Origin of the sequence: Burkholderia pyrrocinia, from assembly GCF_003330765.1 — a bacterium.
GTDB classification, from domain to species: Bacteria; Pseudomonadota; Gammaproteobacteria; order Burkholderiales; family Burkholderiaceae; genus Burkholderia; species Burkholderia pyrrocinia_B.
The window spans coordinates 1,278,937-1,293,225 of record NZ_CP024903.1 but is presented as its reverse complement, the minus strand read 5'-3'; the positions used below and the strand labels follow the sequence as shown (position 1 = coordinate 1,293,225).

13 protein-coding genes are annotated in these 14,289 nt (G+C 67.8%); 3 read left to right on the top strand and 10 right to left on the bottom strand.

Annotated elements, in window-relative coordinates:
- Positions 1–85 precede the first annotated feature (85 nt).
- Positions 86–745 carry a hypothetical protein gene (locus tag CUJ89_RS23265; protein ID WP_236655063.1) on the bottom strand — a complete coding sequence of 220 codons (660 nt, stop codon included), beginning with the start codon at positions 743–745 and terminating at the stop codon, positions 86–88.
- A 1,175-nt stretch (positions 746–1,920) separates the two neighbouring features.
- On the opposite strand from CUJ89_RS23265, the gene CUJ89_RS23260 reads away from it, so the two are divergent.
- Positions 1,921–2,646: a hypothetical protein gene (locus CUJ89_RS23260; protein WP_201752404.1), complete on the top strand. Its 726-nt coding sequence runs from the start codon at positions 1,921–1,923 to the stop codon at positions 2,644–2,646.
- 55 nt (positions 2,647–2,701) lie between these two features.
- Here the strand turns inward: CUJ89_RS23260 and CUJ89_RS23255 are convergent, their stop codons facing one another.
- The 8 genes from CUJ89_RS23255 to CUJ89_RS23220 form a co-directional block, all read right to left on the bottom strand.
- Positions 2,702–3,475 carry an SDR family NAD(P)-dependent oxidoreductase gene (locus tag CUJ89_RS23255; protein WP_114179759.1) on the bottom strand — a complete coding sequence of 258 codons (774 nt, stop codon included), beginning with the start codon at positions 3,473–3,475 and terminating at the stop codon, positions 2,702–2,704.
- Between the two features lie 32 nt (positions 3,476–3,507).
- On the bottom strand, positions 3,508–5,088 hold the full coding sequence (locus CUJ89_RS23250) for a FadD3 family acyl-CoA ligase (RefSeq protein ID WP_114181523.1): 1,581 nt from the start codon (positions 5,086–5,088) through the stop codon (positions 3,508–3,510).
- Positions 5,089–5,137: 49 nt separating this feature from the next.
- Positions 5,138–6,181 (bottom strand): ferredoxin--NADP reductase, encoded by a 1,044-nt coding sequence (locus CUJ89_RS23245; protein WP_114179758.1) that lies wholly within the window; start codon positions 6,179–6,181, stop codon positions 5,138–5,140.
- A gap of 10 nt (positions 6,182–6,191) precedes the next feature.
- The gene (locus CUJ89_RS23240; protein ID WP_114179757.1) at positions 6,192–6,419 is read right to left on the bottom strand and encodes a hypothetical protein; all 228 of its coding nucleotides are present in this window, start codon (positions 6,417–6,419) and stop codon (positions 6,192–6,194) included.
- 39 nt (positions 6,420–6,458) lie between these two features.
- Entirely contained in the window at positions 6,459–6,977 is a 519-nt protein-coding gene (locus tag CUJ89_RS23235) for a flavin reductase family protein (RefSeq protein WP_114179756.1), read from the bottom strand.
- Positions 6,974–8,734 (bottom strand): FAD-dependent oxidoreductase, encoded by a 1,761-nt coding sequence (locus CUJ89_RS23230; protein WP_114179755.1) that lies wholly within the window; start codon positions 8,732–8,734, stop codon positions 6,974–6,976. The genes CUJ89_RS23235 and CUJ89_RS23230 overlap by 4 nt, the downstream gene beginning before the upstream one ends.
- Before the next feature lie 10 nt (positions 8,735–8,744).
- Positions 8,745–9,938 carry an acyl-CoA dehydrogenase family protein gene (locus CUJ89_RS23225; RefSeq protein WP_114179754.1) on the bottom strand — a complete coding sequence of 398 codons (1,194 nt, stop codon included), beginning with the start codon at positions 9,936–9,938 and terminating at the stop codon, positions 8,745–8,747.
- Positions 9,939–10,104: 166 nt separating this feature from the next.
- Positions 10,105–11,244, bottom strand: coding sequence for an LLM class flavin-dependent oxidoreductase (locus CUJ89_RS23220; protein ID WP_114179753.1), 1,140 nt, complete (start codon positions 11,242–11,244; stop codon positions 10,105–10,107).
- Positions 11,245–11,504: 260 nt separating this feature from the next.
- Here CUJ89_RS23220 and CUJ89_RS23215 point away from each other — a divergent pair, with 260 nt between their 5' ends.
- Positions 11,505–11,855: a VOC family protein gene (locus CUJ89_RS23215; RefSeq protein WP_114179752.1), complete on the top strand. Its 351-nt coding sequence runs from the start codon at positions 11,505–11,507 to the stop codon at positions 11,853–11,855.
- Positions 11,856–11,906: 51 nt separating this feature from the next.
- Here the strand turns inward: CUJ89_RS23215 and CUJ89_RS23210 are convergent, their stop codons facing one another.
- Entirely contained in the window at positions 11,907–12,767 is an 861-nt protein-coding gene (locus tag CUJ89_RS23210; protein WP_114179751.1) for a LysR family transcriptional regulator, read from the bottom strand.
- Between the two features lie 133 nt (positions 12,768–12,900).
- Here CUJ89_RS23210 and mdtD point away from each other — a divergent pair, with 133 nt between their 5' ends.
- On the top strand, positions 12,901–14,289 hold the full coding sequence (gene mdtD / locus CUJ89_RS23205) for a multidrug transporter subunit MdtD (protein ID WP_114179750.1): 1,389 nt from the start codon (positions 12,901–12,903) through the stop codon (positions 14,287–14,289).

Genomic DNA, 14,289 nt, shown 5'->3' with positions numbered 1-14,289 from the left:
GCAAGGTAAGCCGGATCGGAACGACGGAAAAGTCGGCTGACCGGCTATTCGCTGATGTGCGGCGCGCACAACGACAGCGCATCCGTCAGAACCGATACGAAATCCCGATCTGCAAAACCGGGTACCACCGATAGCGCGACATCACCTGCCGCAATTCGTCCAGCCCGCTGGCCACCAGAACCTGGCTCTTCGCCGGTCCGGCCGCGGCCGCCAGTTCCGGCGACAGCGTGTACGAACATTTCGGTATCCCGTACGCGACGCCGATGTCAGCGACGAATCCCAGCCCTTTCGACGCCGGGCGGTGCCCGTAGCCGATCCCGACATACGGCATCACGGTCGGATAGCGCGCGTCCGCCACCGCGTACATCCCCGGCATCGCCGGAAAGCGCTTGCCGCCGAATACATAGGTGCCGTTGGTCGGCACCGATACGCCGCGGAGTTCGTCGTCGTTGAAGCGCAGCCCGATCGTCGCCCGGAATCCGCTGCCTCGCCACGGAAAGATGTCCGCGTACAAGCCGCCCTGGCGCAGCTTCAGGTCGTCCTGATAGCGATTGCCGGCCACCGTGAAGTCATGCGAAAGATCGATCGCATTGAAATCCGCGTGCGCACCCAGCATCGAATTGAAGCTCACGGCGGCACCGATGCCGACGCCCTGCGTGCCGCCCTGCAGGTAGATCTCCTGCGCGTGCGCGCTCGCGGCGAACATCACCGCAACCGCAGCCCATTGGTTCACTGTCGTTTTCACGGGCGCCTCCCCCGACATGTGCCGGGCGCACCGCCCCGCCGCATGTGGCCTCCGTCGCCACGCGTGGTGCGAACCCCGGCACGACACCTTGCAAGCACGCTTGCTGTTCGACGGACCGGGAACGCGCTGCCCCGTGCGCATGGCCGATACGACATGCGCGGCGCGGACGCTGCAACAGGCGGCACCCGCGACCCGATCCGATTCCCCGTTTGTTTCGATGTCGTTGCATGCCGCCGATGCGCTCATCGTTCTGGCCAATTTCGTTTGCACCAGCGGCACCGGGTCAATCGCAAAGCGCGTGCCATGCGGCGCAAACCAAAGCGGGACAAGCGTCACCGCCGGACACGGGCGGTCACGCAGGGCGAAATCGGGGGAAATGTTTCAGGAACGTATCGATATTCGGCGGCCATGCCGGAACACGGGATTTGCCGTATCGCGCGTCGATGCCGCAATGCGTGCTGAACAAGGCCGGACGGCCGTCAGCGCACGCGAGTCGTCACTGCCGTCAATCGCGTGCGGCGGAATGCATCGAAGAAGCGTTGCAAAGATGTGACCTCGCACCGGGGGCAAGCGATGCGGACGCGCGATCGCGCATGGCGACGCAGGGTGAATACCGATGCGGACGCAAGCATCTCGTCCGTTAAAGGATCAATACACGAGTCGAAACGACGGCAGCGAGCTGATCGGTACTCCGCACTGCGTGGCGGTCGGAAGAAGGTGAATGACAATTTCATGTTCCACAACGCGCCCCACCGTCAATATCGTGCATACCGACGCGCCTGTCCGTGAAGTGAACACATTCACGATATGCTGATTTATTGGCTTGCTATAACGACACCCGAGCCAGACGTCTTGGTACAATCCGTCGACCAAGAGCAAGCCGATTTGGCAATCGACCCGGCCACCAGAAAATCACTGGTGGGGCAGCGCGTCTCTAATAATCCGGGCTAGCCATCGGCAATTAATAAGACCAATCGACTAGCGGGGGAATTGTGAATCGCATCGCACTTCTTTTATTGGCTGCAGCCGTGATGGCGGGTTGTAATTCAAAACAATCCGACAACGGTACTCAATCATCGGCGACGAGCTCCAGTGCGTCCAGCGATACCACCACGCCACAACAACCGCCACCGCCGGTAGTTACTGCGCCCCCGCCCCCTTCACACAGTTACGCGATGAGCCAGGATGGCACGTATGGTTACGAGCCAGCGCTCAGTGAAGACGACGTGAGAGCAGGAAAGGCAACGAAGGCGCTTGTCATGATGCGCTACGTTGGCTTGAGGGATGGTAGCTATATTCTGCTATTGGTCGACGAGGACAATCCGAATATTTCAAATCGCATCACTTGCCAGGCTCCGTGCAATTTTGCCAAGTCTCAAACCATGGCCGGCGACTCGATTCTAAAAACCGAAACAATCCGGGTTGTACCTAATTCACTAATCGGCGCGATGATCGAAGACGCGATGTCCGGGCAACTGACTCCCTATGGTCAACGCACGGCAGCGCTGAATCAATCGCAGCCGTCAGTGAACATCCCGCCCTCGACACAATCGAACTTACCTGTCGCTCAACCGATTGCCAACCAACCCGCAAGCGATGCGATGGCTTCCCCTTTGCAACAAACGAGCTTCGACTGTGCTAAAGCCAAGTCCATTCCTGAATTTCTGATCTGTCACGATGCGGATCTTGCAGCCGCCGACCGGGATCTCGCCGCGACATACCAACAAGCGAAAGATGCCGTCATCGACAAAACCGCGTTTGTTGAGCGGACACGCAAACAGTGGAATTTCCGAGAGAAAAATTGTCGCGACAAGGAATGCCTGACATCGTGGTACGCATACCAAAAGCGCATACTGACAAAGATTGCACAAACGGGTGATGTCACTGCCCAAGACAACTGATAGCGCCTCAAGCGACTCCGAAGCCCGCTCGTCCAAGCGGGCTTCTTCACACCCGCTACAACCCGTACCCGCCGGAAACATTCAACTGCTGCCCCGTCACGTAGTCAGCGCGGTCCGACGCCAGAAACACCGCCGCCCGCCCCACGTCGTGCGCCTTCCCCCAGCGCTTGAGCGCGAGCATCTTCTGCGTCTCGTCGATCCACGCCTGGTCGAACTGCCCCTGTTCGAGCAGCACCGGAAACATCCCGGCCTCGATCACGCCGACCAGGATCGAATTCGCGCGAATGTTGTAACGCCCCTCTTCGCGCGCGAGCCCCTTGACCAGCGCCTCGTTCGCCGCCTTCGGCGCGACCGACAGCCCGTCGCGATCGGGCCAGCGCAGGTGTCCGGCCGAGCCGAGCGTCACGAACGACCCGCCGCCCGATGCGCGGAAATGCGGCAGCGCGGCTTTCGCCGCCACGAAGAACCCGATCGTCTCGACCTCGATCGCACGGCGCCAGTCGTCGTGCGTCATGTCGCCGATATGGCGCTGGTTCACGAACGGCCCGGCCGCCCAGACGACCGTGTGCACGCGGCCATGCGCGTCGATCGCGGCCGCGAGCGCGGCGTCGACCTGCGCGGGATCGGTCACGTCCACGCAGTGCGTGGTGGCCGCGACGCCTTCGACACGAATGTCGCGCGCGACCCGCCCGGCCACGTCGGCTTTGCTGCGGTAGCCCACCGCGACCGGCACGCCGGCACGCGCAAACTCGAGCGCGACGCCCTGCCCGATCCCGCCGCTGCCGCCGAACACCAGCACCGCGCCCTGCGGAAATCCGTTGTCGTTCATGCATCCATCCTGTTCGTGTGTCGCGGCGGCAATCAAGCCGCCGCCTCGGTCCCCGCGCGCAGCCGGTACTTCAGCACCTTCCCCGCCGCGCTCGTCGGCAGTTGCTCGACGAACGTGAAATGCCGCGGCACCTTGTAGTTCGCCATGTTGCGGCGCGCCCAGTCGTTCAGTTCATCGGCGTCGGCATGCGCGCCCGGACGCAGCACGACATACGCGTGCCCGACCTCGCCCAGCCGCGTATCGGGCACGCCGACCAGCGCGACCTGCGCGATCGCAGGATGCGCCGCAAGCAGCCGCTCGATCTCCGCCGGATAGCAGTTGAAGCCGCCGACGATGAACATGTCCTTGATGCGATCGGTGATCTTCAGGTTGCCGTTTTCATCGACGCAGCCGAGATCGCCCGTATGCAACCAGCCCTCCGCATCGACGGTATCGCGCGTCGCGTCCGGCTGGTTGAAGTAGCCGCGCATCACGTTGTAGCCGCGCACCCAGATCTCGCCGGTCTCGTCCGGCCCGAGCGGCTCGCCGCCCGGCCCCGCGATGCGCAGCTCGACATCCGGCATCGGCCGGCCCGACGTATAGGCGACGGTCTCGGCATCGTCGCCGTGCCGGCACAGCGTCGCGAAGCCGCACGATTCGGTCAGCCCGTAGCCGGTCAGCACCGTCTCGAAGCCGAGCTCCGCGCGCATCCGCTCGATCAGGCTCGGCGCGATCGCCGCCGCGCCCGTCACCGCGATCCGCAGCGACGACAGGTCGCGCGTCGCGCGATCGGGCGCGTCGAGCAGCGCGTAGTACAGCGTCGGCGGGCCGGGCAGCACCGACACGCACTCGTCGGCGACACGCCGCAGCACGTCGGCCGGCTGGAACACGAGCTGCGGCAGCACGGTCGCGCCGCTCGACAGCGCGGCAAGCCAGCCGGCCTTGTAGCCGAACGTATGGAAGAACGGATTGACGATCAGGTAGCGGTCGTCGTGGCGCACGCCCGCGATCGTCGCCCACGCCTGCGCGGCGCGCAGGTTCTGGCCGTGCGCGGTCATCACGCCCTTCGGGCGGCCCGTCGTGCCGGACGTGAACATCAGGTCCATCACGGTGTCGGGCGTCACCCGCGCCTCGCGCTCGCGCACCGCGGACAGCGGCACCGCCGCGCCGCGCGCGAGGAACGCGTTCCAGGTCTCGTCGCGCGCGCCGGGCGGCGGTTCGCCGTCGAACACGACGACGCGCTCGAGCGTCGCGGGCCGGTGCGGCGCGAGCATCGCCGGATAGGATTCGCCGAGGAACGTGCCGGAGCAGAACAGCAGCCGCGCGCCGCCGTCGTGCAGGATGCCGCCGACCTCCATCCCCTTCATCCGTGTATTGACCGGCACGAGGATCGCGCCGACGGTGTGGATCGCAAGCGCCGCGACGATCCATTGCGGCAGGTTCGGCGCCCAGACCGCGATGCGGTCGCCGGCATCGATGCCGCTTGCCAGCAGCGCGCGGGCCGCGTCGAGACGCGCCGCGTCGAGTTCCGCGTAGGTCAGCCGGCCATGCTCCGACTCGATCGCCGGATGCGCGCCGTGGCGCGCAGCAGCCCGCGCGATCAGCGCGGGCGTGGTCAGGATTTCATTGTCCATCGTCGTATAGGCATCAGGGTTGCCGTGCGCGCCGGCGGCGCGGCACGGCTCAATCGGGAAACACCACGCGCAGCGCATCGCTCGCGGGCCGCGCGCAACAGGCGAGCGTCCAGCCGGCCGCGATCTCGTCGTCGTCGAGCACATGGTTGCTGTCGAGCGCGACCTCGCCGCGTTCGATCCGGCACATGCACGCGCCGCATTGCCCCATCCGGCAGGAATTCGGTGCGGGCACGCCCGCGCGCAGCATCGCGTCGAGCAGCGTTTCGCCGGGCGCGCTGTCGAACGCGAACGCGTCGCCGTCGAGCACCGTCTCGATCGCCGCGCCGTCGCCGGGCGCCGCCGTTGCCGCGGCTGACGCCGAAGCATCGGCCTGCGCCGGTGCATCGGGCAGCGACGCGAACCGCTCGACATGCACGCGCGCACGCGGCAGCCCGAGGCCGAGCATCGCGGCCAGCGCGTTCTCCATGAACAGCGCAGGCCCGCAGATGAATGTCTCCTGCTGGCTGAACGGCCGCGCGAGCTCCTCGAGATGGCGCTGGTGCGGTATGCCCTGCACGCTGTCGAGCCAGTGGATCACGCGCATGCGGCCCGGATGGCGCTGCGCGAGCTGCTGCAGCTCGTCGCGAAAAATCACCGAGCGCTCGTCGCGGTTCGCATAGATCAGCGTCAGCATTCCGCGCCCGTGCACGAGCGCCGATTTCAGGATCGACAGCACGGGCGTGATGCCGCTGCCGCCCGCGAACAGCAGCAGGTCGCCGTCGAGCGTGCGCGGCGTAAACACGCCTGCCGGCGGCAGCACGTCGAGCGCGTCGCCTGCCTGCACGCGGTCGCACAGCCAGTTCGACGCGCGGCCGTCGCGCACGCGCTTGACGGTGATCTTCGGTGCGGCGTCGATGCCGGGGGCGCTCGACAGCGAATAGCAGCGCGCGACGGTCGCGTCCGCGCACGGTACGTTCAGCGTCAGGAACTGCCCGGGCCGGTACGCGAATGCGTCACGCAACGCGGCGGGCACGTCGAACACGAACGAGAACGCGTCGTCGCTTTCGAAAATCACTTCCGCAACGGTCAGCCGGTGGAAGCGCGAATCGCTCATGGCCGGTTCCTCACGCTGTGCCGGCGATGTGCCGGGCACCCTCGCCGCGGCCGGCTTCACGGCCGGCGACGACCAGCGCTGCGTTCGACGCAAGCGCCGGCGCGACGCACGCGAACGCGTTCAGCACATGCGCTGCCGCACCGCCGAGCGTGCGCACGAACTCGCGCGCGGCCGACGCGCCGGCACCGGGCCGGGCATCGTCAACGTTCGCGGTGTTGCCGTTCAGTCTGCGTGTCATGAATCGTCTCTTGCGGATGCTGGAAAACCCGTGCGGCCGTCACGCGGCCACGCGGCTCACGGGCGCGCCGGGCGTCGTATAGGCGCCGTCGAGATAGACGAGCGGATCGACATCGCCGCTCATCAGCACCTCGTGGATACGCCCGATGAACACCGTATGCGTGCCGTATTCGAAGCGGCCGTCCTGCTCGCACACGAGGCTCGCCTGCGAGTCGCGCAGATACGGCACGCCGTGCGGCGACGTATGCCAGTCGCCGGTCGTGAAGCGCGCTTCGCCCTTCAGGCGGCCGCTGCAGTCGATAGCGATGCCTTCGTGGCGCGCCGACAGCACGTTCACGCAGAACGGCGCGCCCGCATCGAGCGGCGGATACAGCGACGATGTGCGGTTGATGCAGATCAGCAGCGAAGGCGGATCGGTCGACAGCGAATCGACCGCGGTCGCGGACATCGAGTAGCGCCGGCCGTCGTGCGCGCTGCTGATGACCGTGACGGAGCGCGCGAGGCGGCGCATCGCGAGCAGCATGTCGGTGCGCAGCGGATGGGTGGTGAGATCGCTCATGGTCGGACTCCGTCAAGTTCAGTCGTGGATGGCCGGGCTGGCCGGTCGCCGGCGTCGGCCGCCTGCGCGGCCAGGTGGTCGGCGGCGATATACCCGAAGGTCATCGCCGGACCGAGCGTCGAGCCCGCGCCGGGGTAGCTCGCGCCCATCATCGATGCGCTGGTGTTGCCGATCGCGTAGAGGCCGTCGATCGGCTCGCCGTCGGCGCGCAGCACGCGGGCCAGCGCGTCGGTGACGAGCCCGCCCTTCGTGCCGATGTCGCCCGCGTCGATCCGCACCGCGTAGAACGGCGCCTGGTCGACCGGCCCGAGGCACGGGTTCGGCGTGTTCTGCGGATCGCCGTAGTACGTATCGAACGCGTTGTCGCCCTTGCCGAACGCTTCGTCGATGCCGGTGACCGCGTAGCGCGCCATGTCGCGCAGCGTGTCGCGCAGGCCGGCCGCGTCGACGCCGATCCGCGCGGCGAGCGCGTCGATCGTGTCGGCCTTCACGAGCACGTCGCGAAACGCTGCCGGAATCCGCGAATCGGGCATCATCGACGCCGGCATGATCGGCCCGCACGGATACTTGCGGCGAAAGCGCGCGTCGAACACCATCCACGCGGGCACGCTCGCGCCGGTGCGCGCATGGTCGCGGTACATCGCCGGCACGAATTCGGAATACGGCGCGGCCTCGTTGACGAAACGCTTGCCGAGACGGTTGACGATCACGCAGCCCGGCAGGTTGCGTTCGACGAACAGCGCGCGCTGCTTCTCCTCGCCCGCCACACTAACCGTCGGCGCGCCCCACACGTGCTCCATCAGCGCGAGCGCGCCGCCGAGCCGGTGGCCTTCGGCGATCGCGTCGCCGGTGTTGGACGGCGGCGTCGCGCTCCACTGCGCCTGTGTCGGCTGCGGCAGGTAGCGCTCGCGCATCGGCTGGTTGCGCTCGAAGCCGCCCGCGCCGAGGATCACGCCGCACCGTGCGGCGATCGTCACGGGCTGCCCGAAGCGCTGCGCGCGCACGCCCGTCACGCGGCCGTCCGCCTCGAGCAGGTCGCGCATCGGCGTGTCGAGCCACACGGGCACGTTGCGGTCGAGCAGCGCGCGGCGCAGCCCGCCGATCAGCGCGTTGCCGAGCGTCAGGCGCCGGTCGCGCCGCGTGCGGCGGCGCATCCCGATGTCGAGCCAGTAGCGGCCGAACTGCGCGATCGCGAGCTTCATGAAGCCGGGCCCGCGCGAGAACAGCGTATGCGCTTCCTTCGACGTCACCGCGACGCGTCCGCCGATCAGCGTGCCGGGCGACGGTGGCCGCAGCCGGTCGAATTCGTCGCCGAGCAGCCCGCCGTCGAACGGCAGCGGATCGAGCGCGCGATAGCCCGGCATCGCGCCCGGCACTTTCTGGAAATAGTCCGCGTACTTCGGCAGCGACTGGTAACGCACGGGCGTCTTCGATTCCAGGTAGCGCAGCATCTCCGGTGCGCGGTCGAGATACGCGTCGATCTTGTCGGGCGTCGACGCACCGGCCACGCACACGTCGATATAGCGGCGCGCGGCCTCGCGCGAATCGGTCGCGCCCAGCTCCGCGATATGGTGGTTGCACGGCACCCAGATGCCGCCGCCCGACACGGCCGACGTACCGCCGTATAGCGCCGTCTTCTCGATCACGACGACGGACAGGCCGCGGTCGGCCGCGCGGCACGCGGCGAGCAGCGCGCCCGCGCCCGAACCCACGACCACCACGTCGAACACGTATTGCTGCGCTTGCGGGTCGTTCATCGCGGCCTCGTCAGATGAAGAAGTCGGTGTTCTCGCGGCCGAGCATCACGGCGCCGAGGTTCTGGCCGAAACGGTCCACGTTGTTCGCGTAGTGCGCGCGGGCCGCGTGCAGGTCGAGGAAACGGCGCACCAGCGGATTGCGGTGATAGATGCCGTTGCCGCCCGCGTAGCGCAGCAGCGCGTTCGCGGCCTGCGCGCAGCGCTCGGCGACCTGCGCGGACTGGTAGCGGAAATGCACGCGGCGCTCGATCGACACGGCCGGGCCGCCGGTGACCGACGCCATCAGTTCCGCGAAATTGCGCTTGAGCAGCACCTTCATCTCGTCGATCGCGACGGCCGCGTTCGCGCATGCGTTCTGCGCGCCCGGATCGTCGGTCGTCTTCGCGCCGCTGTTCGCGGACACCCGCGTCGTCGCATAGCCGGTGAAATCGTCGAGCGCGCCCTGCAGCGCGCCGATGCACGACGTGCACACCGCGCGCACGAAGATCTGCGCGAACGGCAGCTTGAACAGCGGCGCATCGTTCACGGCGAGGCCGGGACTCGTGCCCATCATCCCGTCGATCGCCTTGTGCGTGCGGTACGCCGGCACGAACACGTCATCGACGACGATGTCGTGGCTGCCCGTCGCGCGCAGGCCGAGCACGTCCCAGTCCTGCTGGATCCGGTAGTCGGATTTCGGCAGCAGGAAGGTCCGGTATTCGGGCGGCTGGCCGGCTTCGGCCGGCGGCACCAGCGCGCCGAGGAACACCCATTCGCACAGTTCGCTGCCGCTCGAGAATTTCCAGTGGCCCGACAGGCGGAAGCCGCCGTCGACCGGCGTCACGCGGCCGACCGGCATGTAGGTCGACGCGATCAGGGTCGCCGGGTCGTTGCCCCACACGTCCTGCTGCGCACGTTCGTCGAACAGCGCGAGCTGCCAGTTGTGCACGCCGACGACGCCGTACACCCACGCGGTCGACATGCAGCCGCGCGCGAGCGCCATCTGGATGTCGAAGAAGGCCTGCGGATCGAGCTCGTAGCCGCCGTAGCGCTTCGGCTGCAGCACCTTGAAGAAGCCGGCGGCCTGCATGTCGGCGATCGTCTCGGCCGGGATGCGGCCCTGCGCTTCCGCCTGCGCGGCGCGGCCGGCGAGCGTCTGCGCAAGCGCCTCGGCCCGGGCGATCAGCGTGGCGGCCAGTGCGTTCGAATCGTTGTCGCGATGCACGAATGTCTCCTGTGGAACGGAGCGCGCGCGGCGGCGCCTGCTCCCGTCTCTCTCAAAGTGGTTCGTCGCGGCGCGCGCCGCGAGCGATGGGTCCTGCTGCCGATGGTCGGCGTCGCACGGCCGCGCCGCATCGTCCGAAGGGACGACGGGCGCGGCCCGGCCCGCATTACGCGCAGGCGCGCTCCTGCTCCTTGTTGAAGAACGGGATCACGTGCTCGCCGATGTTGCGGATCGTCTCCATCTGCGCTTCATGCGGCACCGTGCCCATCTGGCACAGGAACAGCACTTCGTCGACGCCGGCTTCCTGCAGGCGGCCGACATAGCCGATGCAGTCGTCCACCGTGCCGTACGCGTGGTTCGGGTTCATCATCGCGAGCGCCGGATCGGCGAAGTTCACGACGACTTCCTCCGACGCGAAGCGCGAGCGGATCACCATCTCGCCCGTGTCGGCCTGCACGAGATCGTCGCCCCACTTCGCCGGATCCGGACGCTCGCCGCCCGTGTACCAGTACGCGAGCGATTCCATGAAATAGCGCTGGCCGCGGATGCCGATCTTGCGGGCGGCCTGGCCGTCGGCCATCACGACCGTCGGGCACAGCGCCGCGAGGTGCTGGGTCGGACGGAAGCCGACCTGGTCTTCCGGCTTGCGGTTCGCCCACGCTTCGCGGTACACCGCGTTCTTCTTCGCGACTTCGTCCGGGCCGCCGAAGCCGAGCACCAGCGCGCCCATCCCGCGCTGGCCGGCGCGCAGCAGCGCGTCGGTGTTCGTGCACGCGAGGTACATCGGCGGGTGCGGATCCTGGAACGGCTTCGGGTGGATCGGGCGCTTCGGGATCTTGATGTACGTGCCGTCGTGCTCGATCTCGTCCTGCACGAACATCTTCGGTACGAGGTACATCGATTCGTCGATCATCGGCTGCAGTTCGTTGAGGTCGTAGCCGAACGCGCCCGCTTCCTGCTGGCTGCCGCCCTTGCCGACGCCGAAATGCACGCGGCCGCCCGACAGGATGTCGAGCAGCGCGACGCGCTCGGCGACCTTGATCGGGTGGTTCATCGCCGGCGGCAGGCACACGACGCCGTGGCCGAGGCCGATGCGCGTCGTGCGGCCGGCCAGGTACGCAAGGAAGGTTTCCGGCGCGCTCATGTGCGCATAGTTGGTCAGCGACGTGTGCTCCACACACCAGATCGTGTCGAAGCCGACCTGCTCGGCGAGCAGCGCCTGTTCGACCGTCTCCTTGAACACCCGGTGGTCGCCCTCGCGCGTCGCGTCGGTGGTCTGGGCTTCATAGATAAGGGAAAACTTCATTGCGTGCGTCTCCATGTATGTTGGACGAGTCGGGGTCGTGCGGCCCGCCCGCACGATACGGACGAATAGCGACGGTCCACGAATGGGAGTGTCGGCGCGCGGGCGGGCGCGGGCATCGTCTGTTTGGAGTAACGGCACGCACACGGGGACAGAGGGGTTTCACGGTCATCCGATCGGACTGCGTGACGGCGCGAACGGCGCGCTAGCATCGAACGGCGGCGCGTTGCACGCCGCCCACATCAAGACAAGGAAGAGCCGGGATGAAGGTATCGATGCTGCTGTATCCGGTCGACAACATCGACACGGCGTTGCCGCTGTTCGTCGACGGACTGGGCCTGAACGTGAAATTCCGCGATGGCGACCGTTATTGCGCGCTCGACGGCGGCCCACTGACGATCGCGCTGGTCGCGGGCGACGAGCAGATCGTCGAGCGCGCGGCGCTCACGCTGCGCATCGACGAGGACGACGACCTGTATGCGGCGATGGCGCGGGTCGTGAAGGCCGGCGCGTCGGTGCGCGTGCCCGTGCAGGCCGGGCCGCACGAATACCGCGCGGTGCTGGAGGACAAGAACGGCGCGCTGCTCGTGATTTCGCAGAAGCGGTCTGCATGACGATGCGCGGCGCGGGCGCCGGATGCGGGCGCATCACGCGTATCGCGTGCGCTACGCGTCCGTGCCCGATGCGCGCAGGTCGCTGGTTTCCAGCAGTTCGAGCAGCGTGCCGGCCGGCTGGCTGAGCCGCTTCGCGGCCAGCGCGATGAATTCGATATCCGGCAGCGCAGGCAGCGCAGCGCCGTTGACGAGCGGCGCGAGCCCGCGCGTGGACAGGTAGTGCGACGTCGCGGTGAGGCCGAGCCCCGCGCGGGCGGCCGCGATGCAACCTGGCTGGCTGCTGCTCGAACACACGACTTCCCAGCCGATCCCCTTCTCCGCAAGCGCGTTCAGCACCACCGCGCGCGTGACGCTCGGCTCCGCGACCAGCACCAGCGGTAGCGGCCGTTCCAGGTCGACGACCGTGCCGGGTCGCGCAACCCATTCGAGCCGCGCGCGCAGCAGCGGCGTGCCGCGCCGCTCGCCGAGCCGCCGCTTGCCGATCATCAGGTCGAGCGCGCCCGCATCCAGCAGTTCGTAAAGCTGGCTCGTCATGCCGGTCGTGATCTCCAGCGCGACGTCGGGGTGCGCGGCGCGGAACCCGGCCAGCACGTCCGGCAACGCGACGAGCGCGAGGTCGTCGGGCGCGCCGAGCCGCACGCGGCCTTGCAGCCGCGGCTTGCGGAACTGCGATTCCGCGCGGTTCAGCGCCTGCAGGATCACGTTGGCATGCACGAGCAGCGCCTCGCCGTCGGCCGTCATCGCGATCGAATGCGTGTCGCGGACGAACAGCCGCCGGCCGACGCTCTCCTCGAGACGACGGATGTGTTCGCTGACGCTCGACTGGTTGAGCCCGAGCTGCCGCCCCGCTTCGGTGAAGCTGCGGCAGTTCGTGACGGTCGCGAACGTCTTGAGCCAGACGGGATTGAGCATGGCGCATTGTCATCGGCAATACCGATGGCAGTCAACGTCTTGAGGCAGCTTCCCGATGACCACCGGAATCGGTACCATCGAGCGCTTGAAGACCGGCAGGTGCCGGTCCGGCTGTCGCACCACGTATTTCGTCATGTCCCGGGAACCCACACACTCCGCGCTGCTCTGGATCGTCGCCGCTGCGTTCTTCATGCAGTCGCTCGACACGACGATCGTCAACACCGCGCTGCCTTCGATCGCGCAAAGCCTGCACGCGTCGCCGCTCGCGATGCAACCCGTCGTGGTCGTCTATACGCTGACGATGGCGATGCTCACGCCGGCGTCCGGCTGGCTCGCCGACCGGTTCGGCACGCGCCGCGTGTTCTCGGTCGCGATCCTCGTGTTCGTGCTCGCGTCGATCGGCTGCGCGGCGTCGCATACGCTCGGCCAGCTCGTCGTCGCGCGCGCCGTGCAGGGTATCGGCGGCTCGATGCTGCTGCCGATCGGGCGGCTCGCCGTGCTGCGCCGCGTGCCGGGCGAACAGTACGTGGCCGCGATCGCATTCGTGTCGATCGCCGGCCAACTCGGCCCGATCGTCGGGCCGACGCTCGGCGGCTGGCTCACGCAGGCGATTTCCTGGCACTGGGTGTTCATCGTCAACGTGCCGGTCGGCGTGGTCGGCTTCGTCGCCGTGCAGCGCTACCTGCCGCACGACCAGGCGACGCAGCCGCCGCCGTTCGACTTCGTCGGCTGTGCGCTGCTGTCGGTCGCGATGATCGCGCTGTCGCTCGCGATCGACCCGCCGATGCCCGCGCATCGCGCCGCCTGGGCGGCCGGGCTCGCCGCGCTCGGGCTGGCGAGCGCGCTCGCGTACCTGCCGCATGCGCGGCGGCGCGCGCAGCCGCTGTTCCGGCTCGGGCTGTTCCGCGAGCCCAACTTCGGTTCGGGGCTGCTCGGCAACCTGCTGTGCCGGATCGGCACAAGTTCGGTGCCGTTCATGCTGCCGCTGCTGATGCAGGTGCAGCTCGGCTATACGCCGCTGCAATCGGGGCTGATGATGCTGCCGGCCGCGATCGCGGGCGTGATCGCGAAACGCTGGATCGCGCCGCTCGTGAAGCGCTTCGGCTATGCGGCGTTTCTCGTCGTGAATACGGCGATCGTCGGTTGCGCGATCGCGGGGTTCGCGCTGGTGTCGGTGCGACCCGCGCCGGTGCTGGAGATCGTGCTGCTGATCGTGTTCGGCACCGCGAACTCGATGCAGTTCGCCGCGATGAACGGCGTGACGCTCAAGGGGCTGTCGCATGCCGACGCCGGCAGCGGCAACAGCCTGTTCACGATGATGCAGATGCTGGCGATGGGGCTCGGCGTGTCGATCGGCGGCGGCCTCGTCAACGTGTTCGCCGCCTATCAGGGCTCGATGGCGCACGGTTTCATGCTGTCGTTCGCGTGCATGGGCGCGGTCACGCTGATGTCGTCCGTCGTGTTCCGGCGGATCGATGCGGCTGCGCCGCCGCGTGCGGTGGCGTCGCGGCCGACCGCGTAA

Coding starts and splice junctions, on each gene's coding strand:
- CUJ89_RS23215 (WP_114179752.1), top strand. CDS start 11,505: ATGAAGGTATCGATGCTGCTGTATCCGGTCGACAACATCGACACGGCG.
- CUJ89_RS23230 (WP_114179755.1), bottom strand. CDS start 8,734: ATGAACGACCCGCAAGCGCAGCAATACGTGTTCGACGTGGTGGTCGTG.
- CUJ89_RS23220 (WP_114179753.1), bottom strand. CDS start 11,244: ATGAAGTTTTCCCTTATCTATGAAGCCCAGACCACCGACGCGACGCGC.
- mdtD (WP_114179750.1), top strand. CDS start 12,901: ATGTCCCGGGAACCCACACACTCCGCGCTGCTCTGGATCGTCGCCGCT.
- CUJ89_RS23240 (WP_114179757.1), bottom strand. CDS start 6,419: ATGACACGCAGACTGAACGGCAACACCGCGAACGTTGACGATGCCCGG.
- CUJ89_RS23255 (WP_114179759.1), bottom strand. CDS start 3,475: ATGAACGACAACGGATTTCCGCAGGGCGCGGTGCTGGTGTTCGGCGGC.
- CUJ89_RS23250 (WP_114181523.1), bottom strand. CDS start 5,088: ATGGACAATGAAATCCTGACCACGCCCGCGCTGATCGCGCGGGCTGCT.
- CUJ89_RS23235 (WP_114179756.1), bottom strand. CDS start 6,977: ATGAGCGATCTCACCACCCATCCGCTGCGCACCGACATGCTGCTCGCG.
- CUJ89_RS23260 (WP_201752404.1), top strand. CDS start 1,921: ATGAGCCAGGATGGCACGTATGGTTACGAGCCAGCGCTCAGTGAAGAC.
- CUJ89_RS23245 (WP_114179758.1), bottom strand. CDS start 6,181: ATGAGCGATTCGCGCTTCCACCGGCTGACCGTTGCGGAAGTGATTTTC.
- CUJ89_RS23210 (WP_114179751.1), bottom strand. CDS start 12,767: ATGCTCAATCCCGTCTGGCTCAAGACGTTCGCGACCGTCACGAACTGC.